This window comes from Acinetobacter modestus (assembly GCF_014636095.1).
GTDB lineage: Bacteria > Pseudomonadota > Gammaproteobacteria > Pseudomonadales > Moraxellaceae > Acinetobacter > Acinetobacter modestus.
Map to the genome: position 1 here is coordinate 234642 of NZ_BMDV01000005.1, position 26875 is coordinate 261516.

28 protein-coding genes and 1 pseudogene are annotated in these 26875 nt (G+C 38.1%); 15 read left to right on the forward strand and 14 right to left on the reverse strand.

What is annotated here, in order from left to right:
• The first annotated feature begins 41 nt into the window (after window positions 1-41).
• On the forward strand, window positions 42-812 hold the full coding sequence (locus IEV17_RS12800) for a tRNA threonylcarbamoyladenosine dehydratase (protein WP_004658973.1): 771 nt from the start codon (window positions 42-44) through the stop codon (window positions 810-812).
• A gap of 30 nt (window positions 813-842) precedes the next feature.
• On the opposite strand, the gene IEV17_RS12805 is transcribed toward IEV17_RS12800, so the two are convergent.
• A complete protein-coding gene (locus tag IEV17_RS12805; protein WP_004658972.1) occupies window positions 843-1325 on the reverse strand; it encodes a hypothetical protein in 483 nt (160 codons plus the stop codon).
• A 336-nt stretch (window positions 1326-1661) separates the two neighbouring features.
• On the opposite strand from IEV17_RS12805, the gene IEV17_RS12810 reads away from it, so the two are divergent.
• A complete protein-coding gene (locus IEV17_RS12810; RefSeq protein ID WP_004658971.1) occupies window positions 1662-2093 on the forward strand; it encodes a GNAT family N-acetyltransferase in 432 nt (143 codons plus the stop codon).
• Window positions 2094-2102: 9 nt separating this feature from the next.
• Here IEV17_RS12810 and dusA read toward each other — a convergent pair whose 3' ends face one another.
• Window positions 2103-3107 carry a tRNA dihydrouridine(20/20a) synthase DusA gene (gene dusA / locus IEV17_RS12815; protein ID WP_004658970.1) on the reverse strand — a complete coding sequence of 335 codons (1005 nt, stop codon included), beginning with the start codon at window positions 3105-3107 and terminating at the stop codon, window positions 2103-2105.
• 503 nt (window positions 3108-3610) lie between these two features.
• Between dusA and IEV17_RS12820 the strand changes: the two genes are divergently transcribed.
• Window positions 3611-4174: a phosphatase PAP2 family protein gene (locus IEV17_RS12820; protein WP_004658968.1), complete on the forward strand. Its 564-nt coding sequence runs from the start codon at window positions 3611-3613 to the stop codon at window positions 4172-4174.
• A 382-nt stretch (window positions 4175-4556) separates the two neighbouring features.
• Window positions 4557-8555, forward strand: a complete 3999-nt coding sequence (posA, locus tag IEV17_RS12825; protein ID WP_004658964.1) for a delta-poly-L-ornithine synthetase PosA — start codon at window positions 4557-4559, stop codon at window positions 8553-8555.
• Between the two features lie 64 nt (window positions 8556-8619).
• On the opposite strand, the gene IEV17_RS12830 is transcribed toward posA, so the two are convergent.
• On the reverse strand, window positions 8620-9231 hold the full coding sequence (locus IEV17_RS12830; RefSeq protein ID WP_004658962.1) for an HvfX family Cu-binding RiPP maturation protein: 612 nt from the start codon (window positions 9229-9231) through the stop codon (window positions 8620-8622).
• 160 nt (window positions 9232-9391) lie between these two features.
• Here IEV17_RS12830 and IEV17_RS12835 point away from each other — a divergent pair.
• The 5 genes and pseudogenes from IEV17_RS12835 to IEV17_RS12855 form a co-directional block, all read left to right on the forward strand.
• A pseudogene (locus IEV17_RS12835) lies at window positions 9392-9628 on the forward strand (HvfA family oxazolone/thioamide-modified RiPP metallophore); the annotation flags it as partial.
• Between the two features lie 72 nt (window positions 9629-9700).
• Entirely contained in the window at window positions 9701-10564 is an 864-nt protein-coding gene (locus tag IEV17_RS12840; protein WP_004658956.1) for an HvfB family MNIO-type RiPP peptide maturase, read from the forward strand.
• Window positions 10515-11267, forward strand: coding sequence for an HvfC family RiPP maturation protein (locus IEV17_RS12845; RefSeq protein WP_004658954.1), 753 nt, complete (start codon window positions 10515-10517; stop codon window positions 11265-11267). The genes IEV17_RS12840 and IEV17_RS12845 overlap by 50 nt, the downstream gene beginning before the upstream one ends.
• 2 nt (window positions 11268-11269) lie before the next feature.
• Window positions 11270-11890, forward strand: coding sequence for an RNA polymerase factor sigma-70 (locus IEV17_RS12850; RefSeq protein ID WP_004658952.1), 621 nt, complete (start codon window positions 11270-11272; stop codon window positions 11888-11890).
• Window positions 11884-12063 (forward strand): zf-HC2 domain-containing protein, encoded by a 180-nt coding sequence (locus IEV17_RS12855; protein WP_004658950.1) that lies wholly within the window; start codon window positions 11884-11886, stop codon window positions 12061-12063. Before IEV17_RS12850 ends, IEV17_RS12855 begins: the two co-directional genes overlap by 7 nt.
• 115 nt (window positions 12064-12178) lie before the next feature.
• Here IEV17_RS12855 and IEV17_RS12860 read toward each other — a convergent pair whose 3' ends face one another.
• The 4 genes from IEV17_RS12860 to IEV17_RS12875 all read right to left on the reverse strand — a co-directional run bounded on the left by IEV17_RS12860 (window position 12179) and on the right by IEV17_RS12875 (window position 16144).
• The gene (locus tag IEV17_RS12860) at window positions 12179-13894 is read right to left on the reverse strand and encodes a cation:proton antiporter (RefSeq protein WP_004658947.1); all 1716 of its coding nucleotides are present in this window, start codon (window positions 13892-13894) and stop codon (window positions 12179-12181) included.
• A gap of 222 nt (window positions 13895-14116) precedes the next feature.
• Window positions 14117-14272: a 50S ribosomal protein L33 gene (gene rpmG, locus IEV17_RS12865; protein ID WP_003654787.1), complete on the reverse strand. Its 156-nt coding sequence runs from the start codon at window positions 14270-14272 to the stop codon at window positions 14117-14119.
• Window positions 14273-14284: 12 nt separating this feature from the next.
• A complete protein-coding gene (gene rpmB / locus IEV17_RS12870; protein WP_004649871.1) occupies window positions 14285-14521 on the reverse strand; it encodes a 50S ribosomal protein L28 in 237 nt (78 codons plus the stop codon).
• A gap of 168 nt (window positions 14522-14689) precedes the next feature.
• Window positions 14690-16144, reverse strand: coding sequence for a coniferyl aldehyde dehydrogenase (locus tag IEV17_RS12875; RefSeq protein WP_004658946.1), 1455 nt, complete (start codon window positions 16142-16144; stop codon window positions 14690-14692).
• 121 nt (window positions 16145-16265) lie between these two features.
• Between IEV17_RS12875 and IEV17_RS12880 the strand changes: the two genes are divergently transcribed.
• The 5 genes from IEV17_RS12880 to IEV17_RS12900 all read left to right on the forward strand — a co-directional run bounded on the left by IEV17_RS12880 (window position 16266) and on the right by IEV17_RS12900 (window position 19992).
• Window positions 16266-16967 (forward strand): TetR/AcrR family transcriptional regulator, encoded by a 702-nt coding sequence (locus IEV17_RS12880; protein WP_004658944.1) that lies wholly within the window; start codon window positions 16266-16268, stop codon window positions 16965-16967.
• Window positions 16968-17050: 83 nt separating this feature from the next.
• Entirely contained in the window at window positions 17051-17914 is an 864-nt protein-coding gene (gene purU / locus IEV17_RS12885; RefSeq protein ID WP_004658942.1) for a formyltetrahydrofolate deformylase, read from the forward strand.
• A 244-nt stretch (window positions 17915-18158) separates the two neighbouring features.
• A complete protein-coding gene (locus IEV17_RS12890) occupies window positions 18159-18923 on the forward strand; it encodes an energy transducer TonB (protein ID WP_004658940.1) in 765 nt (254 codons plus the stop codon).
• Window positions 18924-18965: 42 nt separating this feature from the next.
• Entirely contained in the window at window positions 18966-19586 is a 621-nt protein-coding gene (locus IEV17_RS12895) for a MotA/TolQ/ExbB proton channel family protein (protein WP_004658938.1), read from the forward strand.
• 1 nt (window position 19587) lies between these two features.
• Window positions 19588-19992 (forward strand): ExbD/TolR family protein, encoded by a 405-nt coding sequence (locus IEV17_RS12900; RefSeq protein WP_004658937.1) that lies wholly within the window; start codon window positions 19588-19590, stop codon window positions 19990-19992.
• A 47-nt stretch (window positions 19993-20039) separates the two neighbouring features.
• On the opposite strand, the gene msrA is transcribed toward IEV17_RS12900, so the two are convergent.
• From msrA to thyA, 4 genes are all read right to left on the reverse strand, one after another.
• Window positions 20040-20564 (reverse strand): peptide-methionine (S)-S-oxide reductase MsrA, encoded by a 525-nt coding sequence (gene msrA / locus IEV17_RS12905; protein ID WP_004658935.1) that lies wholly within the window; start codon window positions 20562-20564, stop codon window positions 20040-20042.
• A gap of 340 nt (window positions 20565-20904) precedes the next feature.
• On the reverse strand, window positions 20905-21960 hold the full coding sequence (locus IEV17_RS12910; RefSeq protein ID WP_004658934.1) for an Lnb N-terminal periplasmic domain-containing protein: 1056 nt from the start codon (window positions 21958-21960) through the stop codon (window positions 20905-20907).
• Window positions 21961-21980: 20 nt separating this feature from the next.
• Complete coding sequence (locus IEV17_RS12915) at window positions 21981-22490, reverse strand: dihydrofolate reductase (protein WP_004658932.1); 510 nt, start codon at window positions 22488-22490, stop codon at window positions 21981-21983.
• Window positions 22491-22513: 23 nt separating this feature from the next.
• A complete protein-coding gene (thyA, locus tag IEV17_RS12920; protein WP_004658931.1) occupies window positions 22514-23356 on the reverse strand; it encodes a thymidylate synthase in 843 nt (280 codons plus the stop codon).
• A 170-nt stretch (window positions 23357-23526) separates the two neighbouring features.
• On the opposite strand from thyA, the gene IEV17_RS12925 reads away from it, so the two are divergent.
• Complete coding sequence (locus tag IEV17_RS12925) at window positions 23527-24351, forward strand: YwqG family protein (protein ID WP_004658928.1); 825 nt, start codon at window positions 23527-23529, stop codon at window positions 24349-24351.
• Window positions 24352-24396: 45 nt separating this feature from the next.
• Here the strand turns inward: IEV17_RS12925 and IEV17_RS12930 are convergent, their stop codons facing one another.
• From IEV17_RS12930 to IEV17_RS12940, 3 genes are all read right to left on the reverse strand, one after another.
• On the reverse strand, window positions 24397-24972 hold the full coding sequence (locus tag IEV17_RS12930; RefSeq protein ID WP_004658926.1) for a xanthine phosphoribosyltransferase: 576 nt from the start codon (window positions 24970-24972) through the stop codon (window positions 24397-24399).
• 88 nt (window positions 24973-25060) lie between these two features.
• Window positions 25061-25765, reverse strand: a complete 705-nt coding sequence (locus IEV17_RS12935; RefSeq protein WP_004658925.1) for a DUF3108 domain-containing protein — start codon at window positions 25763-25765, stop codon at window positions 25061-25063.
• Window positions 25766-25965: 200 nt separating this feature from the next.
• The gene (locus IEV17_RS12940; RefSeq protein ID WP_004658922.1) at window positions 25966-26646 is read right to left on the reverse strand and encodes a hypothetical protein; all 681 of its coding nucleotides are present in this window, start codon (window positions 26644-26646) and stop codon (window positions 25966-25968) included.
• Window positions 26647-26875: the final 229 nt, after the last annotated feature.

Genomic DNA, 26875 nt, shown 5'->3' on the forward strand with positions numbered 1-26875 from the left:
CTAAAATAGTGCTTTGATTCAAAAGATAGACCACGACTGTGATGATCGATGTTCCTGTAAATGATGAATATGAACGCCGTTTTGCTGGTGTTGCCAAAATTTATGGAGAAAATGCCTTTTCGCATTATGAACACAGTCATGTCATGGTGATTGGGATTGGTGGTGTTGGCAGTTGGGCGGTTGAGGCACTGGCACGTACAGGGATTGGTGAATTGACTTTGGTCGATATGGATGTGGTAGCAGCATCAAATATTAACCGTCAATTGCCAGCGATGAGCTCAACACTTGGACAAGAAAAAATTGAAGTGATGGCGGAGCGTTGTCGCCAGATCAATCCACGCATGAAAGTGAATGTGATTGATGACTATCTGACGCCTGATAATGTCAAAGAAATTTTAAATCCAGTACCAAGCATTGTTTTAGATTGTATTGATGACGTCAAAGCCAAATTTGCCTTGATGCTGCATTGCCGCTTTAACAAAATCCCGTTGATTGTGTCAGGCGGAGCAGGAGGAAAACTCGATCCACTGAAGATTCGCGTGGCAGATTTGTCCAAGACCGAACAAGATCCAATGTTGGCAAAGTTACGCACGCAACTGCGTTCAAAAGGGATTTGTAAAAAACCAAAAGAGAAATTTGGAATCACTTGCGTGTATTCGATCGATAACCCATTTTCCAGTGCAGATGTTTGTCCAAGTGCGGGTCTGCGCTGTGGCGGCTATGGTTCTGCGGTGGTGGTGACTTCAAGCTTTGCCATGGTGGCGGTGGCTGAAGTGCTGAAAAAATTAGATGCTAAAAAGCCTAAAACATAATGTTCGTTTAGGCTTTGATTCAGTCTTTTATTAACCAAGACGGTAATAAGTATAAGTGACGTTTTTGTCTTTATAAACGTCATAGCTAGTCTGCTTAAAATCAGAAACCCATTGTGAGCCTGTAAAACCGGCAATATGACCATACACATGTTTTTTGGTGCGATGAATAATATAAATATCACCTGGCATTGGGTTATCAAAAGCAGGGTCAATTTGCTTATAGCCAATCTTTTGTAGCGTTCCACCCCAATCTGAGGCGGCTATAGGATGTTGTGCAATTTTTGCGCCCGCTGTTTGTAATGCGATACGAATTGATTTGGCACACTTTGCTGAACTATGAAATGAGGAAACACGAGAAAGTTTATCTGAAAACTTCTGTAAGTTAATTTGCTGCGAATTCTTGGATAATGCGTATGGCGGTGTAATATCTGCGGGAGTTTCTCTGAGCATAATGACTGCATTTTGAGTCTGTGCATGCATCATCGAATCTAATGAGGGTGCATCATAAATCATAGTTCAATCTCAACCAATCCTAAAACAACTTTGAAGCGGTCGCCAAATTCCGTGGCTCGCAGATATTAAGCGATAAATCTTAAAAAAACTTATTTGCAATGTAATAACGTAACTTTTTGAGGGTGTTGTGAGGAACTTAGCGTAAAAATCACATAAAGAATCTTTTTTATTATCATGAATTTAGTTGTTAATTAGTTTGAATAAAATGATTTGTAAGATTATATTTCTTTTTTGCTTGAAAAATATACGCAAGCACTGATTCAAAGAAACAAAGCTTTGTGGTTTTAAAAATAGTAAACTATTGTTTATTAAAGTGAAAAATGGAAAGAATAACAAGTGATACGTCCAGCAAAAGCAACAGATATCAAGCAAATAGTAGAATTAATTCAGCCATATATAAAAGATTTTGCACTGAATGCAGAGGGTGAAGCAAAATTTAGTCAGGATATGATTAAGAAATTACTTGAAATGCAAAGCATTGAATATTTTGTTTTCGAGAAAGATTTATCCATTATTGGTGTGATTGCTTATAAACAACCTTATCATTTGATTCATTTTTTTGTTAAGCAGAATTCACAACAGCAAGGAATAGGTCGTCAGCTTTGGATGTTTTTAGAAGATAAACTTTCTCAGCAACATTCGCAAATTACTGTGAATTCTAGTTGTTATGCGCAGCCCGTTTATGAAAATTTCGGATTTACAGTCACTTCAACAGTGATTGAAAATGGCGGATTACGCTATATTCCGATGTGTAAACGTTATGCGTAGAACATCAAATTAACTTTGATGTTCTCGAACGTAATCTTCAGTACGTTGCATCGCTGTTTGGATATTGATGATTGCATTTTCAATATCAGCAATCGTTTTGGCATTTCCACCACTGAGAGCCTGACGCCATTTACGTGCGCCCGGTAGATTTTGAAATAAACCTAGAATATGGCGAGTGATAATCGAAAGTGGAGCACCTTCAGCAACGCGTTGATGAATATAAGGCATCATGTGTTGCATGATCTCAAAACGATTAGGTGCTTCCAAATTCCAAAGTTGACCCATCTCCGCCAATAAGTACGGATTATGATATGCCTCACGACCAATCATGACTCCATCAACATGCTGTAAATGTTGTTGTGTTTCTTCAAAGGTCTTGATACCGCCATTAATCTCAATGGTTAGATGTGGGCGTTCTTGCTTTAAACGATAGACATCTTCATAGCGTAATGGTGGAACTTCGCGATTCTCTTTCGGCGATAAGCCCTGCAAGATCGCAATACGTGCATGTACAATAAAGTGTGTGCAGCCTGTCGTTGCCACCGTATCAACAAAATGCAGCATTTCTTCGTAAGATTGCATGTCATCAATCCCAATACGATGCTTTACAGTTACAGGAATCGATACTACTTTTTGCATACTATGAATACATTCTGCAACTAAATTGGGTTCAGCCATTAAGCAAGCCCCAATTTTATTGTTTTGCACGCGATCACTTGGACAGCCGACATTCAGATTAACTTCGTTATAACCCCAGTCTTCGGCCATTTTGGTGCAGGTAGTAAGTTCTTGTGGATTTGATCCGCCAAGTTGTAGCACAATCGGATGTTCTTGCTGATTGAAATCGAGATGCCGATTAGCACCACCGTAAATAATCGCGCCTGTAGTGACCATTTCGGTATACAACACGACATTGGGATTAAATAAGCGAGCAAAGAAACGATAGTCTTTTGTGGTCCAATCCATCATTGGCGCAACACTGATTCGTGGTGTCTGAGTTTTTTCAATATTCATAAAAAATCATGCCTTTATTCAGTGTTAAACAACCTAATAAAATGATTGAGCGGATTAGAAAATAGACTATTTATGACAAATAGTGGGAAATAAACTTAAAGTAAGAATTCATCACTGATGTATGTCCAAACATTTTTAGGCAAAGCGCAACCGATTGATCTGATCGAACAGACGCTATGACTAAATATTTGGATACATTGAGAGTGAGCATCAAAGAACGAAACTCTTCTAGCTTGATTAAGAGATTTCCAATTGCGCGCAATACTACCACAAATATTTAATCTATACATTTCGGACGGTATTGATGCTGTGCACATGTCGAGATTTTCTTTAAATGCTATCTAGCATCGTTCAGCTGTTAACTGATTGGAAAGTCTTTAATTCTGTTAATTGTGTCTACGGTGGGCGTAGCTTCTATTCTCATCTATTTAATAAGAGTTAATTTTGGTTTAAGTTCGTGTTTTTAGTCTATCTCGTATAAAGCCCTTATGGATTGATAGGCAATGTCTATTGAAGAGATCAATATTCGTATATTTAACTGGATTAATTCTAGTGCTACAGCAAACTCATTTTTTGCGAAAGTCGCTATGTTCTCATCATATAATCTGATAGGGGCTTTTCTGATTTTTCTAACGGTTTTATTGCTATTTAAGGATAAAAAATATCAATTTCAGTATTTTAAAACTGTGGTGATGGTCGTTCTATCTTCATTTGTTGTGAAGCTATTACACGCATTTTATCATCATCCTAGACCTTTCGATCTTGGACTAGGGCACACCTTGATTCACCACAGTTCCAGTTCATCTATGCCTAGCCAACATACACTCACTGTTGCAATTATCGCATTTTCATTTCTGATGTCTGAGTATCGTCAAATTGGTGTTTTCGGATTATTTGTAAGTTTGATTGTAGGATGGTCAAGGATTTACATGGGAGTTCATTTTCCTTTTGATGTATTAGGTTCTTTTGTTATGGCTTTTCTAATTGTATTCAGCGTCAATATTTTGATTAAACGATTTATTTCAAAATCAAAGCAATCAATTACTGTACAAACTGTAGATGTATAAATTGATAGGTGGTTTGTGTAAAAAACGAGCGATATATTATGGTCGCTTCTTTAAATAACGACTGTCTTTAAACCATAAGAAATTTACCATAGCATTTTGTGGATTCAGAAATCCTTGCATGATCTATTTTCTGTGAAGAGTATTTGTTTAAATCTTGTTCAGTTTTTTCATTTTTAATATTTTGATTTAATTATATTTCCATATTTTAAAATCTCTTTTTGTCCACTTGGTTACTTATATTCACTTTTATAATGAGTTCAATTTAATCTCTTTTTAAGTTCAGCTCTTTAACTTACAGCATAACGACTAAATTTGATTCGTAAGCAGAAAGTAAGATAGGTCTAAATTCTAGCGAAATCAGAACATTAAAGAGAGTATAAAAATGAACCAATGTGTGATGAACGCAAAAAATATTATTCGTGGTAAACACCACCCAGAGTTTTTGCAGAATGAAGTTTTAACCGATATTTTTATCCAGACAGCACAACGCCTACCAGAAAAAATAGCTTTAATCGAAGCAGATCAAACGATTAGCTATGGAGAGTTATATCAACAAGCTCAACTTATGGCCAAACATTTAACGCTCAAAGGTGTTAAAGCTGGCGACATCGTTGGATTGTGGTTACCACGTGGTATTGAATTATTAAAGTCTCAATTAGCAATCTGCTTAAGTGGAGCTGCTTGGCTACCATTTGACATGGATACCCCTGCAGATCGAATCGCAGTTTGTCTTGAAGATGCAGCGGCTGTAGGAATGATTACCACTGATGAGTGGTATGAGCATGTATTGGAAGTGCCACAAAGCAAATGGACCAATACTGAACTACAAAAAACGCTGCATGAAACTATAGAATTGGCAAAATCGACCCCTGAGCAACCTGCTTATATTATTTATACTTCAGGCTCAACAGGAAAACCCAAAGGTATTGTCATTACTCAGAAGAATATTTGTCATTTTCTGCGCAGTGAAAACAGTATTTTAGGTATCCAAGAACAAGACAAAGTTTATCAAGGCTTCTCAGTTGCATTTGATATGTCTTTCGAGGAAATCTGGTTGTCTTATTTGGTTGGAGCGACTTTGTGGATTGCACCAAAATCTTTGGTTAGTGATCCAGAACGATTATGTAAAACCTTGCAACAAGAGCAAATTAGTGTTTTGCATGCTGTACCAACTTTGCTCGCTTTGTTCCCTGAAGATGTTGCTAATTTACGCATCATCAATTTAGGAGGGGAAATGTGTCCAGACTCATTGGTTGAGCGTTGGGCATTGCCACACCATCAAATGTTTAATACTTACGGACCGACAGAAACCACAGTCTCTGCGAGTCTTGAGTTATTACAGCAGGGTAAGCCTGTCACGATTGGCAAACCATTACCTAACTACGGTATGTTGGTGATTAATGCTGATCGAGAGCTATTGGCACAAGGGGAAACGGGAGAATTGTGTATTTTTGGGCCAAGCGTGGCACAAGGTTATTTAGGTCGCCCAGATCTAACAGCTGATAAGTTTATTCAGAATCCATGGGCAACGAGTCCTGATGAAGAAAGTTTATATCGGACGGGGGACTTAGCTAAAATCGATGAATTTGGTCAAGTGCATTGTTTAGGACGTGCGGATGATCAAGTAAAAATTCGTGGTTTCCGCGTAGAACTTGGCGAAATCGAAGCTGCATTATGTGATCTCGATGGTATTGGCACAGCTGCTGTCATTTTACGTAATGAAGATGGTATTGATCAGTTGATCGCCTTTATAGCCGCAGAAATTGATGCAAAACAATCCATAGAAATTAAACAGCTTCGACATCATCTTGGTCAGCGCTTACCGCCCTATATGGTACCTAATCGTTTTGAAATTATTGAAGAAGTACCGCGATTACTTTCTGGGAAAATTGATCGAAAAGCACTAAAAGCAAGACCTTTAACGAGTGTGGTCGATCGGAGTGAATCAGATCAACCTCAAAATGAAGCTGAAGAAATTTTATTTGAAATCTTAAATCGACTATTTCCGAATCTTCCAATTAAATTGGATGCCGATTTCTTTGATGATCTAGGTGGACACTCTTTATTAGCTGCAGTTTTAATTTCAAATTTACGTGAACATCCTGAATATAGTCACCTCACGATTCAAAGTTTATACCAAGCACGAAGAGTGGGAGCAATTGCAGCTTTGATGCTTGAGCAACCAGAGCCATCAATATTTGATAGCCAAATTGGTCAAGACAATCCACGAAATCAAACCTATAAATGGCTATGCGGTATTGCACAGGTAGTCACAATTCCAGTGTTGATTTCAATTAACATCATGCAATGGCTCGCTCCATTCTTTACCTATCATTATTTTACTGGTGGCGCACGAGACAGCATTCCTTCTGCAATTTTGCTTTCTTTATTGGTTTATGTCAGTGTCATTATTGCTAGTTTTGTCCTTTCTATCACGGTTAAACGTGCGCTAATGGTTGGCGTGGGTGCGGGTCGTTATCCGTTATGGGGAATGACTTATTTCCGTTGGTGGTTGGCAGATCGGATTAGTAGTATTTCACCTGTTTATCTCTTATCAGGTTCAACTTTACTGAATTTATATCTCAAAGCACTTGGGGCGAAAATTGGACATGATGTTTCAATTAGTTCAGTGCATATTCGTATGCCATCTTTATTGACGATTGAGGATGGTGTCAGTCTTGGTTCTCAAGTGAATTTAGAGAATGCTAAAGTTGAACATGGGCATTTGGTCTTAGGTTCAATTCATTTGAAACGTGATAGTTATGTGGGTTCTTATGCGGTATTAGAGGAAAATACGGTGCTAGAAGAAACTGCTCATGTCAATGCTTTGACTGCGATTGAATATGATACGACTGTGCCTGCTGGTGAAATTTGGGATGGCACGCCTGCGAAGAAGATTGGTCATGTGGATCAGTTAGAACAATTGGCACCGCGTCCAAAACTTTCTTTAATGCGTAAAGTTTCAGAGTATGTTTACTATGGAGTGAGTGCATTAATTATCGCTTGTATTTTCTTTATTCCAATCTTTCCGAGTTTCTTATTGGTCGATTGGTTAGATGTGAATGTTTTCAATATTGACCCGAATAACCATATTCAAACAGCGCTTTATTATTTCCTATTGGCTATCCCTGCGAGTGCGATGATGATGATCATTACCGCCTTGATTTCTTCAGCTTTACGTAAAATAGTATTACCTCGTTTAGAGGTGGGTACTTATGCGATTCACGGTGCAACGTATTATCGGAAGTGGTTCGCAGCCCAAATTTTAGAAACCAGTTTACAAACGTTACATGGTCTATTTGCAACAATTTATGCACCAACTTGGTTTCGTATGTTAGGCGCAAAGGTTGGTAAAAATACTGAAATATCAACTGCAACAGGCGTTATTCCTGAAATGCTTACCTTGGGTGAAGAAAGTTTTATTGCTGATGCGGTGATGTTGGGTGATGAGGAGATCAAAGGCGGTTGGATGTCATTAAAATCAACAAAAATTGGTCATCGTAGTTTTGTTGGGAACAGTGCTTATATCGCAGATGGTACGGTATTACCTGATAATATTTTAATTGGTGTGCAGTCTAAAACGCCAGATAATCGAGAAATGTATTCAGGACAAACTTGGTTTGGTTCTCCAGCGCTACTTCTCCCAGCACGAGAAGCCGCAGAGAAATACCCAGATTATCTTACTTTCAAACCGAGTCTCAAACGCCGTGTCATGCGTGCTTTTATTGAGGGGCTACGGATTGTATTACCCGCAGCGCTTGCGATCGGTGTGGGGTATATGATTGTGCTAGAAGTGATTGATGTCATTAATAACTATACGATTCCAATAGGATTATTGGCCTTAACCCTCGCAGGATTATTGTATGGTGTGGGTTGCTTTATTATCGTGGCTTTATTGAAGTGGATTTTAATTGGACGCTACCAACCTCGTTCAGCGCCAATGTGGACAATGTTTGTTTGGTTAAGTGAAGGAATCACAAGTTTATATGAATCAGTCGCGATTCCAAATTTCCTGAATTATTTAAGAGGAACACCGATGCTGCCATTCTTCTTGCGTATTTTGGGGGTTCGAATAGGGAAAGACGTTTATATGGATACTGCGGATATTACAGAGTTCGACTGTGTTGATATTGGAGATCGCGCTGAATTTAATAGTTTTTCAGGTCCACAGACACATTTATTTGAAGATCGTATTATGAAGATTGGTCAAGTAAATGTTGGAAGTGATGTAGTTGTGAATGCGAGAAGTATCATTCTATATAATGCTAATGTCAGTCATCATGCGGTGTTAGGACCATTAACTTTAGTGATGAAAGGTGAAAATATTCCTGCCAAATCAGCATGGATTGGCTCACCAGCAGTACCTTGGAAACATAAATAAGCTCTGTGGCTTAGAATATTCGAATACATGAAATTAATTGAATATTCTAAGCCTTTCATAGGGCTTATAAGCGTTTGGTTAAATGATATTTCATCCAGAAATCTAAACTGATATAACGCCCACCACCGATAAAGATTAAAGCGAGTAACATCACTAAATAGGTCACTGCGAATTCAACACCATTATTTAAAATGACAAATGATCCGCTGGCAGTGAGCCAATCATAGTTACCATAGTTTTGTAAAATCTCATGGGCTTTTTCTAATTTTTCAGCAGAGGCGAGAACTTGAGCGTTTGCAAATGGTGCATTTGGATCAGCAATAGCTTGCCAACCATTCGGTAAGTGTACGGTTACAATTGCTACCAACATTGTGATGATGAGTGGAATACTGATAAAACGAGTGAATAAACCTAATCCTAGCAATACTGCACCAGCCAATTCTGTTGTGGTCGCCAGTACTGCCATCAATGTAGGGAATGGTAAACCGAGACCCCAATCAGGATTACCAAACCATTCAACTGTGTCTTGGAAATGCATGAGTTTATTACTTCCTGCCATCCAAAAAATAGGGACTAAATATAATCTGAGTGCAAGCGCTGCAATTCCATCGAAATGTTTTATACAGTGAGAAATTTTTTGATACTGTTGCGTTAAAGAATAAATAAAGTTTTTCATGGGAATTTCACATTAGGTGCTATTGAATAGTTATTAGTCGAATGAACATGGAACTTCTTACATATTTTTTTCATTTGATCTGTAATAAATCATCTTTTACTCCGTCTAACTTAATGTACCTCCGTACAAACCGAGCAATTACCTTACAAGGAATACAAAAATGAATAAATTAAACTCAATCACATCAGTCGCTGCATTATTGGCTTTATCAGCTGTAGGCATCACTCACGTATCTGCTGCACCAACCACGACCACAACTGAGTCTCATGCATCGAAAGCTGCTGATGGGAAATGTGGCGAAGCCAAATGTGGTGCAAATAAGGCAAAACAGCAACAAAAGTCTGCTGATGCAAAGTGTGGTGCAGATAAAAAAGTTGCAGATGGCAAGTGTGGTGCTAAATAGTTTAGATAAGCTGAATGATACCGATACATTTCAAATTGTCGGTATCAGTTCAAAAAGGAAAACAGCATGGCTGCAATGAATGGTGTTGGTTTGGGCTTAAGGCGTGATTTTATTGATACGTTTTTAAATGCGGAATCACATCCAGACTTTATTGAAGTTGCACCAGAAAATTGGATGGGTTTTGGTGGGCGACACGCCAAGTTATTGGCCCAATGTACTGAAAAAGCACCTTTGGTGTGTCATGGTCTGTCCCTTTCTATTGGGGGACCTCATCCTTTAAATATTGAATTTATTCAACAGATCAAAGCTTTTTTAAAGCAGTATCAAGTTTCCATCTATTCTGAGCATCTCAGTTATACCTCTGATGGGGGGTATTTATATGATCTATTACCAATACCGATGACTGAAGCTGCGGTCAAATATGTCGCTGAGCGTATCTTGCGTGTTCAAGACATTTTAGGGCAGCGCCTCGTTATTGAAAATGTATCTACTTATTTAATGCCAAATGCAGAAATGAGTGAGGCTGAGTTTATCTATGAAGTACTTGAGCAAGCAGATTGTGAATTATTACTTGATGTTAATAATGTCTATGTGAATAGTATCAATCATGGCAGTGATGCACATGGCTTTATCCAAGCGATGCCTAAAGAACGCATACGTTATATGCATATTGCTGGGCATGAACAAATGAATGAAAGCTTATTGATTGATACGCATGGTGCCGAAATTTGCGATCCTGTATGGCAGCTATTGCAATTTAGTTATCAACGTTGTGGCGTTAAACCAACCTTGTTGGAAAGAGATTTTAATATTCCATCATGGCAACAATTACATCAGGAATTGACAACAATTAAAACGATGCAGCAACAGGAGAACGGTTATGGTGCTCAAAGAAAGCACTTTCCAAACCACTCAGCAGCAATTCTGTAATTGGATTCGTGTACCAAATGCTGAACACACTAAAATATGTGATCTTGAGAGAATGCAGATTTATCGAGATTTATTGTTCAACAATATGTGTTCATTTATAAATTTGGTTTATCCCATAGCTCGCTCTATTCTACCTGAGGATCAATGGCAGCTTTTATTGGAAGAATTTTTTCAAAAAGCTAAATGCCAGTCACCTATCTATAATGATATTTCGTTGCAATTTAGAGACTATTTGACTGAAAACCGACATCCAGTTTTAAGCCAATATCTTTGGCTAGAAGAGTTGTTGCAGTTTGAGTGGTTGGAGTTGTATTTAGATACGCTTGAAATTGAAGACATTAACATTGTTGAAAAGCCAGATTGGCAACTCAGACATAAAGTGTGGATCTTGGTCTATCAATATCCTGTTTATGATTGGACGGTTGATACAACGCTGGCAGATATTGAAGTAATGCCAAGGGCAATTATGGTTTGGCGAGACAATCAGGATAAGATTTGCTTGGAAAGATTGTCCCCCTTATTTGCGATGTTGATTGAGCAAATGAACCTAAAAATATACTCAGAGCTTGAGCTTCATGACTTAATTAAATTAATTGCACCAACTTTTTCTGAGCAAGAGATTACAATACAACTGAATCAGTTGGCAGCAACACTCACGAATCTAGGCTTGTTAAATCATCCTCAGAACAGTAATAGGAAGTGATCATGTCTGAGGCTGAATTGAATAATAATCAAGAGATATTGCATCAGCTTGAAAATCCTGAATTTCTAATGGATTTAAGACAACAGATGCTGAAGTTTACTGTTTTACAACTGTCCTCATTTCAGCAAGCTGAAGATGTGGTTCAAGAAGCATTAGTGAGAGCTTTGCAACATCTAGACTCTTTTTCAGGAAGAGCGGCGTTTAAAACGTGGGTTTTTGCGATTTTAAAAAATAAGATCATTGATCTGATCCGACAAAAGTCTCGATTGGTGACTATGACTGAATTATTTGATGAACAAGATAATGAGTTGAGTATCGACGAATTATTTGATGCCTCGGGGCACTGGCATAAATATCAAGCGCCTAAAGCGTGGCAAAGCCCTGAAGAAATGATGGAACAGCAAGATTTTTGGATTGTTTTTGATGCTTGTTTGAATCATTTGCCTGCTAAATATGCGCAGGTGTTTATGTTGCGAGAAGTGATTGAACTTAGTTCGGATGAAATTTGCGAACGGCTAGAGATTACTGTCTCAAATTTTAATGTCTTGATGTATAGAAGCCGAACCAGATTACGTGAATGTCTAGAAAATAAATGGTTACTTAAGGAGGATTGCTCATGCTAACTTGCCGACAAGCAACACAGTTAATTTCCGAGAAACAGGATAGACCACTTCAGTTTATAGAGCAGAGCAATCTACAATTACATTTATTTGCTTGTCGTTCTTGTCGCCGTTATGGCAAACAAATCAAAACACTTCGTCAGCTTTCAAAAGCATTTAACAAATATGAGGGTTAAATGTTATTAAGTATGTGGATTTTAGCTTTAAATCATAAGACTGAAATTTAAAAGATAAAAAAATACCAACTATCTGAATAATTGGTATTAGATGCTTTAATTTGAAAATAGATTGTTAATGTAACGTACTTTGATGAGCAAGCTCAATTTGGTTCAAGATATGATGACTCATATTCTTGGCCATTTCTTCTTTCGCATAGAAAACTTCACCAATATTTTCATCGCGAATAACAGCAGCCTCTTCCTTACTTTCAGCACAAATTAAAACCTGAATTTGGGGGTTGAGTTGCTGGGCAATGTCAACGATACGATGAATGTCTAAAATATCCATTGGTGAGATCACCAATAAACGAGCATGTTGAATATGGGCTTGTATGAGTACATAAGGTTCAGTTGCTTCACCGCTTACAGCAGCCATTCCTTGCGCGCGCAGTTTTTCAACAATCTCACGATTTTCTTCAGCAATCACGACCTTGATATTCTGCTGCATCAGGTTTTCACTAATGCGGCGTCCTACACCACCATAGCCAATGATCACCACCTGATCACGTAAATAAGCTTGATCAACTTCATCTGGAAGCATGGCAAGCGGGTCGCCACTGCGTTCTAATAAGCGAGCTAAATGTGAGCGTTCTCGTATCCAGCGCTGAGCGGGTTCAATCGCTGAAAATACAAATGAATTTAAAGTTATTGAAAATAATGCGCCAGCAAGAATCAAGTTTTGTGCATCTGGGGTGAGTAGACCAAGTGACAAGCCCAATGTTGCTAAAATAAATGAAAACTCACCAATTTGTGCCAAACTAGCGCCTACAGTGAGAGCTGTATTAATTGGGTAGCGGAAGAATAAAACTAAAGCCATCGCTGCTAAAGTCTTACCAATCATGATAATGGCAACGACAGCTAAAATATGTAAAGGTTGTTCAATCAAGATTTTTGGATCGAATAGCATTCCCACCGAAACAAAAAATAAGATCGCGAAGATTTCACGCAATGAAAGCGTCTCTTCCTCTGCTCTATGGCTGAAATCGGACTCTTTTACAACCATGCCGGCAAAGAAAGCACCTAATGCCATTGAGACACCAAAGATTGCATAAGAACCATAAGCAATAGAAACGGCAGCAGCAACGACGGTAAGTGTAAATAATTCACGAGAACCTAAACGAGCAACCAATTGCATAATTTTGGGGATTAATCGCTTCCCAATAATCAGCATGAAGGCGATAAAACCTGTTACTTTGAGTAATGTTAGGCCGATGGTGATCCAAATATTTTGAGAGGTATCCGTTCCAGCTAATGGGTGTCCACCAAGTAGAACAGCTGTTGCAGGTAATAAAACTAAGACCAAGACCATAACAAGATCTTCAACCAAAAGCCAACCCACTGCAATTTTGCCATTTACAGAGTCGAGTAAACCACGATCACTCAGTGCTTTGAGTAATACTACGGTACTTGCACACGATAAACTTAAACCAAAAATCAGTGCAGAACCAAAACTCCAGCCCCAAAACATAGATACAGCGACACCTAAGAGTGTTGCTACAGCAATTTGTAAAATCGCACCGGGTAGGGCGATACGACGAACGAGTAATAAATCATTGAGGGAAAAATGCATCCCTACGCCAAACATTAAGAACATTACCCCAAGTTCGGCAAGTTGATTGGCGAGATGTATATCTGCCACGATACCGGGGGTGTTTGGGCTTATAATAATACCTGCTACCAAATAACCAATTAATGGTGGTAGACGTAAACGTGCGGCAATATAACCAAAAATAAGTGCTATACCGAAACCGACGGCAAGTAATATAATTAAATCAACATCATGAGGCATTGAAACTCCTTAATCATTGCGGTTAAGGTACAAATAATTCAGCATAAAACATGCCAAGAAAACAGCGAATAAATTGTAACAAGTAAAATCGGATTTGTTGATGACAATTTTTTTATTTATCAAAAAAAATTATGAAATAGTGATTCATTTTATTTTAGCCAAAACATTTTTTTAGCAAAAAAAACGACTTCAGTTGAAGTCGTTTTTTTAAGAAAACTAAAATTATTTAATTTTAGCTTCTTTGAAGATTACGTGTTGACGGATTTTTGGATCAAATTTTTTGATTTCCATTTTTTCCGGCATAGTACGTTTGTTCTTAGTAGTGGTATAGAAATAACCTGTACCAGCTGTAGAAACGAGGCGGATTTTATCACGCATTGTTCAGACTCCTTAGATCTTTTGACCTTGAGCACGGAGATCAGCAACAACTTTCTCAATACCCAATTTATCAATAATACGCATACCTTTAGTGGTTAAACGAAGACGTACAAAACGCTTTTCGCTTTCTAACCAAAAACGGTGGTGGTGCAGGTTCGGCTCGAACCGGCGTTTGGTTTTGTTGTTTGCGTGCGATACGTTGTTACCAACGATAGGACGCTTGCCGGTAACTTGGCAAACCTTAGACATGGTGAACTCCATTGCTAGTTTATATAGCACCGTTTCGTGCAACTAGCCATTCAAGTAAACGGATGAAATCATTCAAGGGGCGTTTTATACCAAAAATACGATTAAAAGACAAGCGAATTTGGTAAAAACAGGGCATGATCTAGTGTGATAGATCATGCCTTGATCAGCTTAACGGAATAGTGTTTTCAAAAGCAGTTTATGCGTTGGTTTGTTGTACGGCGGCAGAATGAATTTTAAACTATAAAGTTTAGGGCTAACAGGGTTAGACATCATTGAGCGTTCGTGAGAGAAGCTGAAGAAGCCTTCTTTACCATGATATTTGCCCATACCCGATGCACCAATACCACCAAATGGTAGATCATCTTGCGCTACATGAGTGAGGGTTTGGTTAATACCAAAATGCCCAGAATGGGTACGTCCTGCAACATAATCAGCACGAGCCATATCAATATCAAAATAGTAGAATGCGAGTGGACGTGGTCGACTATTGATAAATTGAAGTGCATCTTCAATATGTTCATATTCTAGAATAGGAAGAATTGGACCGAAGATCTCATTCTTCATGATTTCCATTTCTGTGGTTACACCTGTGAGTAACGTTGGCGCAATTTTACGGACTTCGGTTAAAGATTCTTTCTTGCTGTTTAACTCGACGATCGTCGCACCTTGATCACGTGCATCTTCTAAATAGCCTTGAAGACGATTGTATTGTTTGTCATTTACAATTGAGGTGTAATCTTTATTGTCACGTAGCGTTGGGTACATCGTATTCACAAAGTCGTTATAGTGCTTGGTGAATTCTGCTGTTTTGCCTTTCGGTAGGAACATGTAATCTGGTGCAACGCAAGTTTGACCTGCATTCCAAAGTTTACCTACTGCAATACGTTGTGCCACATCACGAATATTCATTGCTGAATGTACGAGAGCTGGCGATTTTCCACCTAGCTCTAAAATTACAGGGACTAAGTTCTGTGAAGCTGCTGCCATCACGGTTTTGCCGACAGAAGTTGAACCTGTGAAAATTAATTTATCAAATGCTAAATGACTAAAGGCATCTGAAATCGCGCCACCACCATTGATAACACTCACAAGTTCCTGAGGAAATACTTCTGCAAGTGCATTTTCTAATACCATCCCAAAATGTGATGATGCGCTCGAAATTTTGATCATGGCATGGTTGCCTGCAGCGATTGCGCAGATCAATGGGCCAACTGAAAGTAATAATGGATAGTTCCATGGTGCAATAATACCAATCACACCTAATGGTTGATATTGTACCCAGCCTTTTGCAGGTTGGTGTAACATGCTGATATGGCGCTTAGAGGGTTTCATCCACTCTGTTAAGTTCTTGCTATAGTATTTGATATGTTCTAAACATGTTAGAACTTCGCCAATTTTGGTTTCCATAATGGCACGATTGCCATAATCTTGACTAATTGCGTTAGCAAATTGATCTTGATATTTTACCAAGATATTTTTAAGTCGAGCTAAGCGTTCAATACGTTCTTTGGCGCTTGGCACAGGATGGCGTTGGTAAGCTGCTTTTTGCTGTTCAAGCAAATCATGTAGCCGTTTCACATCAACATGAGGTGTCATAGCGGTTGTTTTTGTTTGACTGTTCATAGGAGTGGACCAAAAGAAAGCTTATTATTTTTTAATTTTTAGAGTAAATACTCTAAAGTGTCAAGTCGCTTTATAGGTTTGTTTTATAACCTATTGATAATGTTATAGATGGTTAAACTCAATGTCGCACGCTAAACCGAATAAAACAAAAGATCGAATTCTGCAAATTAGTTTGCAGTTGTTTAATGAGCGTGGAGAACGTTCGGTCACAACCAATCATATTGCTGCTGAACTCGGAATTAGCCCAGGCAATCTGTACTATCACTTCCGTAATAAACAGGAAATTATTAAAGAATTAGCACAGCAATATCAGGCTGAAACCTTGGAAATGCTGGCATTACCAACAGATCGACCTTTAAATGCCAATGATAAAATTAGTTATTTCCAAGTTTTGAGTAATCAGTTGTGGGCTTATCGCTTTATTCACCGTGACGTCTATCATCTTGTTGAAAATAATGAAGACTTCAGAAAAATCTATCCTCGTTTTGCGGGGCAGGTGATGCAGCAAGGACAAAAAATTTATCGTGCCTTTGTGGATGCAGGTTTGATGAAGATGACTGATTCAGAAATTGAAGCTTTGATTATCAACTTGTGGATTGTGCTGACCAACTGGACTAATTTCCTGTACATGTCAGGTCATATTAGTGATAACAATCGTTTAGAAGAAAAATGGGTATGGCAAGCTTTACGACAAATGGTATTTTTGGAAGGCCCTTATTTAATGGGCGAAAGTCGTCAAACTTATGAACAATTATTGAAATCTTTGGGACCGTCGGACTTATTTGCTAGTTTATCTAATCTTAAAAATGATGATGATGAATAAGTAGGTATTTAGTCATAGGCAAAAAAGAGCTAGAATGCTCGGCTTGATTTTTAATTTTGATTCCAATAAGTGATATTAACCACATGAACACGACGACCGCCCACACTGCACGATTATTGATTACTTGCGAAGACAAGCCGGGAATCGTGCAAGCCGTATCGAGCTTTTTGTATCATCAGGGAGCAAATATTACCGCACTTGATCAGTATGCTACAGAAGCTCAAGGCGGACGTTATTTCATGCGTGTTGAGTTTGAACTTGATCATTTGCATTCTCGCAAAGAAGCATTGATGCAAACCTTTGCTGCCAACGTTGCTGAACGTTATGAAATGCAGTGGAAACTCACTTTTGTGGGTGAATTAAAGAAAGTGGGTATTCTGGTTTCTAAAGTTGACCATGCTTTATTGGAATTATTATGGCGTCATGCACGTGGCTCATTGCCATGTGAAATTACCCAAGTCATCTCAAACCATCCAGATTTGCGTGAATCGGTTGAAAATTTTGGTATTCCATTCCATGTCGTACCAGTCAATAAAGACAATAAAGTAGAAGCTTATGCGCAAATTGATGAAATGATGCAGGGCAATGATCTATTGATCTTGGCGCGTTATATGCAGATTTTGAGTGAAGACTTTGTTGCCAAGTGGGAAATGAAGATTATCAATATTCATCATTCATTCTTACCTGCTTTCGTAGGTGCAAATCCTTATAAGCAAGCTTATGAGAAAGGGGTGAAGTTGATTGGTGCAACAGCACATTACGTGACTGCTGATCTCGATCAAGGTCCAATTATTGAACAAGATGTTGAACGTGTTAGCCACGATTACAATGTAGAACAGTTACGTGAGTTAGGCGAAGACGTTGAGCGTAATGTATTGGCTCGCGCTGTAAAATGGCATTTAGAAGATCGTATTATTGTAGATGGTAATAAAACGGTTGTTTTCTAAATTAAATAGAATTTTAAAAAGCATGCTTTAAAGCATGCTTTTTTTACATTAGCATTGTTATGTTATAATATTTTATTTTAATAAGTGTAAATTGATCAATCAATTAAAAGATGTTCACAAAAAAATAGTTGCAAATGAAAACACTTCTCATTTATTATTACACCACTTTAATTGTTCTATCCGATGACTGAAATCGTTTTTCACTTTTTAAAGATTTCATCATCTATTAGGTACTTAGATTCTTATGAGTCAATCTCCTGCGATATTGAATATGCCACACTCGATGAAAAAGAAGATCATCACTGCACTTGTTGCTGTTGTGATTGGACATGCAGGAGTTCTGTGGGCAGTTAGCCACATGAAGCCAATTGAGCTAAAACCAATTGAGAAAAAGCCACTAAAGGTTAAGTTTGTTAAAATTACGGAACCACCTAAACCAGAACCACCTAAGCCGAAAGAAAAGCCAAAACCTGAACCTAAAAAAGAAGTGAAAGAAGTAAAAGTGATTGATAAGCCTTTACCTCCACCACCGAAAAAAGTTGAAAAAGTACAACAGGTCAAAGCAGAAACACCAAAAAAAGTAGTGCAAAAGACTGAACCTAAAGTCGACTCCAAAGTTGAAACGAAGGTTGTTAGTACAACTGTGACAGAAAAGCCAGTGGAAAAACCACAGCCTGTTGTACAACCAGAGGCGCCTAAAGCACAGCCAGCTGCTGATTCTTCACCAAAACGAGTTTCTATAGGGGGGACAGGTATTCAATGGAGTAGATCTCCAAGAGTATCATTTACTCCGAAAGATTTAGAAAATCAGACACGCTTAATTACGATCTATATCGAGGCAGATGAAAAAGGTAAAGTAACTAATGCTCGAATTACTCGTAGTAGTGGTTTACCGAGTCTCGATGAAAAGGCCTTACGCGCTGTTAGAAGTTCAAAGTTTAAACCGTATATGGAAAATGGTATTGCTTATCCAATCAAAACAGAGCAACCGTTTGAATTTAATCCTTAATAAATTTGCGTCCTAGTGACAGATTAAATCAGGAGTTCGTATATGAACTTTTCAGTTTATTGGCAACATGCAGATGCAGTGAGTAAAACCCTGTATTTCATCCTTTTAGCAATGTCGATTGCAACGTGGACGATCTTTATTCTACGTCTATTAGGAACACGTCAATTAAAACAACAGGCTTACAGTCAACTTGTCCAAGCTTTGGCTAAGCTTAAATCTAAGTTACAACCTTTGACCTTTGAACAACGCAAAGCGGTTGCTGAGCAAGCTTTACTTCGTCAAATCTCGGCTGAAAAATCTCAAGCAGAAAAAGGTGTATCTGTTCTTGGAACAATTGCTTCGCTTGCGCCATTTGTGGGTTTGTTTGGTACAGTTTGGGGTATTTTCCATGCACTTGTTGCTGTAGGTACGAGCGGTCAGGCGGGTTTAGCTCAAGTTGCAACTCCTGTTGGTGAAGCATTGATCATGACTGGCTTGGGTTTATCTGTGGCGATTCCTGCGGTATTGGCTTACAACATTTGTGTACGTTTCAATCGAGGTTTAGCACATGATTTACAAGACCAAGCACATAGCTTGTTAATCGATACGATGTTGCAGCAAGAAACACCTGCAAAGACAGAAACTAAAGCGACTCAACAAAGTTTAGTTGGAGGTCAAGCTTAAGATGGGCTTTCAATTGGGTGAAGACCACGACAGTGGCATGAATGAGATGAATCTCATTCCTCTGATCGACATTATGTTGGTATTGATGATTATCTTTTTAGTCACAGCAACGGTTGCTAACCCATCAATTCCATTAGCTTTACCAAAAACAACCGCTGAAATTGTAGATCCACCACCAAAAGCACTCACCATCAGTATTAATGAAAAAGGTGAAGTGGCATGGGATGCTCAAATTATTAGTTTGGATGAGTTACAGACGCGTTTCCAAGAAGCAGGAAAAGCAGAAACAAAACCGACAGTACAGTTACGTGCTGATAAAGAATCAAAATACGATACAGTAGCGCAAGTCATGTCACGGGCGAGTGAAGCAGGGCTAAGTGATATTGCATTTGTGAGTGAAAACTAAAATTTGTTTCATAAAAAAAGCAACTCAGGGAGTTGCTTTTTTTATGCTTATTCTGTTTTTAGTAGTTCGAGATATTTTGAACGTAATTTTGACAGTTTTGGGGGAATGCTAAAATTGCAGTAACCTTGTGATGGATTACGGGCATAAAAATTTTGATGGTATTCTTCAGCAGGGTAAAATATTGGTGCTGGGCTAAGTTCAGTTACGATATTGAGACCATCATTTTCTAAATCTTGAATAATTTTCTCCGCTTGCTGCTTTTGTTCATCATTAAAATAATAGACAACAGACCGGTATTGGGTGCCAATATCATTACCTTGACGGTTTAAAGTAGTTGGATCATGGGTGGTAAAGAAAACATTTAGAAGTTGAGTATAATTGATTTGCTGTTCATCAAAGTCAATCAATACAACTTCTGCATGTTGAGTATTACCTTGGCAAACTTGATCATAACTTGGATTGTGAACGATACCACCAGCATAACCACTCACAACTTTTTCGACGCCTTTTAGTTGTAGAAAAACAGCTTCTACACACCAAAAACAACCACCACCGAATAATGCTTGTTGCATAAATTTTCCCAATTTTTAATTCTAAGAATACTAATAAAGTATACGAAGTCACTGAAAAGTAAAAGCCCATCATCAATCAGAGATTTAGCTTTTTATGTCACAAAATCAAATAACTGATTCAGTATCCCTTATAAATTTCATAAAAATTCACCTAAGCCTTAGCATATTTTTCCTATGTATTCATGATGTGGCATTTCTATCCACGATCTTGCAATAATTTGCGAGGATGATTGTGGATTCGCGATCATCAAGCGAATGAGTCCATCTTGATTGATTTAAATCAATCAAGATGGACTATAGAAGGAGATTGAGTATTATTTTGTTAAAAAAGCGAAATGGACTAATTTGCTTTTGGTAATCCATGTCGAATGATTTTCGAAAAATATTCACTGGATTGATCTGGTTGTTGTTCGTATTTTTCAGCACGTGTATTAATCCATGCCAATTGATACCATTCTTTCATACTATAATTTTGATTGAGTGCTTGTAGATCAAAAAGATAATTGGGTAAATAGCCTGAAGCCAGTAAACGATAATCTTTAGGTAAAGTTTGTGGGTTGATCGCTTGGATCATGTCAAAAACGAGCGTTGTACAGTTACTTGTAAGCGTGTTGTACCATTTTGCTTCAGCACGTAATTCATCTGCTTTATGTAGATATTCGATAAATAACGCTTTACGTTCGGTCTGAGGCATTCTTATTGGAAATAAATAAACTTGTTCATGACGAATATTACTTCGCGTATAAATCAGATCTTTTTCATCAGAAGCCACTAAACTGAGTTCATATTTACGGAAAAAGCCACCAATCGCGGAAAATTCTTCTCCTTTTTCTTTACGAATCTCGATAGAAAAAACCAAAGGTTTTTGATCTGAAAAATCGAAACTCACTAATGTATGCGCGATTTGAGGTCCCATCCAGTAGGATGTGATGACATTGACGCCTGTAATTTTATCTAGGTCAATTGTACGATTTTCCCAGCGAATGTCATAAGTGCCTTCTTTATGCCAATTAAAATTACGCACATTATGCAGCTGTACTAGATTGCCTTGCTTTTGGTAAGTAAGCTGCTCAGCGACTTCAGGGTTCCAGTCACGATCTTGGCGAGCCTCTAATGAAAAATACCAGACCAGTGAACAGGCGAAGGCAACACAGTAAATTAAAATATCAGTACGACGACTAAAAATATGCCCACTGACATAAACACCAAGTAGGCTGAGTGCGAACAGTGCCCAAAGAATGATAATGATTCGGCTGAAGATTATTCCAAAAGGATGTTGAATCCAGAATGCCAGACATAACCAGATACTTGAGAGGATCACAAATAAGGCAAAAAAACTGTGTAATAGTCCAATGCCTAGTGCCAGTAAAAACTCACGTGATCCAATATTATGCATGATGAGGCGCGATCCATTTTTTATTTTTGGTAGGTCGCAAACTCGAAAGCAATATTTGATTTTTCATCAATGTGTTGTTCTGAGTTTACTTTGCGAAAATCCTCAGAGATTTTTGGGTAATGTGCATCACCTTGTACATCTAGATCAACATGGGTTAATTCAAGACGATCAGCAATTGCGAGGGTTTGGGTAAAAATCTCTCCACCCCCAATAATAAATAAAGATGCTTTTTCAGAGTGTTGTACGTCTGTAAGTGCATGAGTTAAAGCATCTTCAATGCTATGAGCAACCTTAACACCCTCAAATTGCCATTCTAAATCACGAGTGATGACCCAATTCACTCGATTGGGAAGAGCACGCCCCATAGACTCCAAAGTTTTACGCCCCATCAGGACAACACCGCCTTGGGTAATCGCTTTAAAGTGTTTGAGATCAGCTGAGATATGCCACGGTAAAGCATTGCCCTTGCCAATACAGTTGTTTTTATCCATTGCGACTACGTGGACAACTTCAATACCTTGCCATGCCATTCTATATTCTCTCTCTGATCTATTTAAACTGCGACGGGTGCTTTAATAGTAGGGTGTGACTCATAGCCAATAATTTCGATATCCTCAAATTTGAAGTCAAAAATATCAGTAATCTCGGGATTGAGTTTTAATTGACATAAGGGTAGAGGCTCACGTGTAAGCTGCACTTGTGCTTGCTCAAAGTGATTGGCGTATAAATGAGTATCACCACCTGTCCAAACAAAGTCACCTACACCTAAGCCGCAAACTTGAGCAATCATATGTGTAAGTAGGGCATAACTGGCAATATTAAATGGCACACCTAGAAAAACATCTGCGCTACGTTGATACAACTGGCATGATAGTTTGTTATCTTGTACGAAAAACTGAAACAGGGTATGGCAAGGTGGTAAAGCAACTTTTCCAGCTTCGTTTGGATTCCAGCCTGAAACGATCAAACGACGTGAATTGGGATTAGTTTTAATTTCATTCACAAGCCATTGAATCTGATCAAAACCATTTTGCTGATAGCTACCATCTTCATTCTGGGTTGCACCAAAGTTGCGCCATTGATGCCCATACACAGGACCAAGTTCACCCTCAGGGCGACCAAAACGTGCAGTTTGTTCTGCGGTTGCCCATTCATCCCAAATGCTGACTTTATTATCTTTGAGATATTGAACGTTGGTATCGCCTTTCAGAAACCATAGTAGTTCAATCACGATAGAGCGGAAGTGTACTTTTTTTGTCGTTAATAGTGGAAAGCCTTTAGAAAGATCAAAACGCATTTGATGACCAAATACTGAACGTGTACCTGTGCCTGTGCGGTCGCCTTTGTCGCCGCCATTGTCGAGGATATGTTGTAAGAGGTTCAGGTATGTTTGCATCTTCACGCCTATCTTTGCTTTTAATCGCGCTGATTTTATCAGAATTTATGTGATAAATTCTTTTCAATTTGGCGACACTGATTGTCGCAGTCTAATTCTTATGCTCTATTCTAATATAGCTGATTGTTTTATATTAGATTCTATAAATAACGACATGGATAATGAGTACAATGAATTTTAAAGTAGAAAGTTTGCCGAACAGTTTGCAGCCATTCTTAGAAAAAATTTCAGCTACTATTTTGCCAACAGTAACTTTACAGCTCAGTTCAAACGATGCCTTGACTGTATGGCAGAGTAAGATTGGGGGAGAACCATATTTACCTTTGGATACGGCTTATCCTTTAGATTCTAATGGCAATCCTCTTGCTTTATTGGCCCAGTTTAATTTTGCGGAAATTCCAAGTTTACCTAATTTCCCAGACAAGGGGATTTTGCAGTTCTATATTGCTGCAGATGATTTGTACGGCATGAATTTCGACGACCAACAGCAGCAATCTGGTTTTAGGGTTTTATACTTTGATCATGTGATTGAGGATACTTCGCAATTAAGACAGGATTTTTCTGAGTTTGAGTTGAGTGAAGAGGATTATTTACCTTTTACTGGACAATACTCGATGGAATTTACCTTAACCACGCAACCAATCAGTTTGGGTGATTTCGCTTTTGCGCCGAAAATTTTAGGGGTTCAAGATCTTTATGATTTTGAAGATCAATTTGAGGGTGGTGATTTTGAAAATGATTTCATTGAACCTTATCATGAACTTTTATCTGCAAGTGGGCACCGTTTAGGCGGTTATCCATTTTTCACCCAAACTGATCCACGTCAATATAATGCAAATATTCAGGATTATATTCTACTATTTCAGTTGGATAGCGAAGATGCAGAGAATGAGATTATGTGGGGAGATTCAGGTGTTGGGAATTTTTTTATTCACCCTGAAGACTTAAAGAAGCGAGATTTTTCTAAAGTATTGTATAACTGGGATTGTTACTAAATAAAAAAGCGGATGAGTAATCATCCGCTTTTTTATTTTAAAAACTTATTCACTGATGAAAGTAACTTTGCCATCAGTCAAAGACTCAACACGCGCTAAAGATTCAACACGATAGCCTTTTTCAAGTAACACATCACGACCTGGTTGGAATGACTTTTCAATCACGATACCAACACCAACAACCTCAGCATTTGCTTGGTGAATCAAATCGATTAAACCTAATGCCGCTTGACCATTTGCCAAGAAGTCGTCAATCACAAGCGCCTTATCTGTTGCGTTAAGATGCTTGTTAGAGATCGCGATAGTGCTTTCAGTTTGTTTGGTGAAAGAGAACACTTTAGAACGGTAAAGATCATCTTTGAGTGTTAAAGATTGGTATTTACGTGCGAAAATTACTGGAACACCAAGCTCCAAGCCAGTCATGATTGCAGGTGCAATACCAGAAGCTTCGATCGTAATAATTTTAGTAATGCCAGCATCTTTAAAACGAGCAGCAAACTCTTTACCAATCTGTTGCATTAACACGGGGTCAATTTGATGATTTAAGAAAGCATCAACTTTCAAAACCTGATCAGATAGAACGATACCTTCATTTAAGATTTTCTGTTCTAAAGCGTACACGGGAGAATCCTCTAAACGGATGCTTTTTCAAGCAAAGGCATATTTTAAAAAGCATCTAAAAAATTGCAAGCTAAAATTGACCAGATGGTTAGTTGGTTTTACCCGAATAGCCTGTTAATAATAAGCCATAAGAGGATTTACCATCATTATGTGCCATTTTGACAGGTAGATAATCAAGTTTTGGTGCTAACCAAAATACCGTATTACGTTCTGGTTTATCGTGTTGCATAACGACTTTAATGGTGCTGAACGTCCCATAATTGGTTTTGATATTTTCAGTGCCTTGCTTAACAAAACGGCGTTCATCTAAGGCTTTTGCATCAGCAATTAAATATTTGGTTCTAAGTGAATTACTTTTTAAATCCTCACGGATTTGCAATTCAGCATTCAGTTCATCTAACGCACCTGCTTGCCATGGGAATGAGCGGGCGGTATCATCTTTTTTCGTATTCACAACTTTAGTGTTTGGATTAAAGTTAATACTCATCGTATTATTGTGAATTAAGATTTTGCTGCTGCGGCTAAACTTTTGTGAAGTAATTTTATTATCCACAAAGCTAAATTGACTCGTTTCCGAGGCCGAGGCAATTCCGCCAGCTTTTGCACTAAACTGATAGGTCCAATTATTTCCTTGTTGCGAAAGTGTACGTGTCGCTGAACCGAGATTTTTGTTGTTGTAGCTAAATTGATAGCTTGCTTGGAAAGGTGCCATTGCTAGAGCATGGCTAGACATGCTAACACTGAACAGTGCAGCCGACGTAATACTCACTACTTTCAATAATTTCTTTGTCATCACGCTATATATCCTTTGAATGATCATCAATGAGCAATCATTCATTTATCATTAAGATTTGTGATTATTATGCCTGTAGATTATGAAGAAAAAATCAGGTTTTTTACTCAATGCTTGTTAATTTTTCGTATAAATCATGATGGTATTTGAGTAAGTGGCATAAATCTGAAATTCAATTCATACCACCATATTCAATACGATTATTTTCTAGTGTCTTTTTGCTGAATTGGCGTGACTTCTGTGTCGTCTAATCCCTCTTCATCAAAGTCATCTTCATTTGGCGGATACAAAATGGCAGCCAAATTGACGTTCCCCCAAACAATCAGTTCGGCTGGACGGACTCTGGCGCGGTTTACATGAACTTTGCTCAGCGTTTCAATAATACTCGGTTTCTTTTTAAACCAGCGATTTAAATCTAAATAAAGCAATTCATCTTTGACTGAAACAACTTCAAAATGCTCTAAGATTTTTCCTAGAGGATCTTCATCACGAAATTTTTGGTAATACCAAATCGCAATATAAAATCCCCATTTTTGGAAAATATTCTTAAATGATGCTTCAATCACTTGTGTATTACTAATTTGTTCGAACACCATCAGTTGAACATCTTTATTCATTTCCATTTGAATAAGTTTTAAATCAACGGATAAGGTGGTATGTAGCCCTTTGACATCAATCGTGGAATATAAACGTAGCCATCCATCATATAGATCAGCGTGTAGGTCTTGAATAATTCCAACTTTTTCTGTGACATAACGCTCCATTGTCGCATTCACAAATACCTGTGAAAGTGCGAATTCTCTTTCTTCTTCGATGAATTCTTCGGCTTTTTGGTAAACTTTACGTAGACGTTTAACAACGGATGAAATTAGCGTTTGCATAAAAGTTGTTCCAGAAAGTGAATTGATTATAGATTTTTTGATGTTTCTAACTGAACTCAATCATCAACAAATCTGACTGCAATACCACGATCTTTGTATTAGCTAAAAAATAAAAATAAATTTCTGACTTGCAGTGTAGCAAAATTAATTGCTACATTTTCATAAAATGATGGTACGGAAACACTGTGACTATAAGTGGATCACATTTTTTTAATATTTTGAATATTAG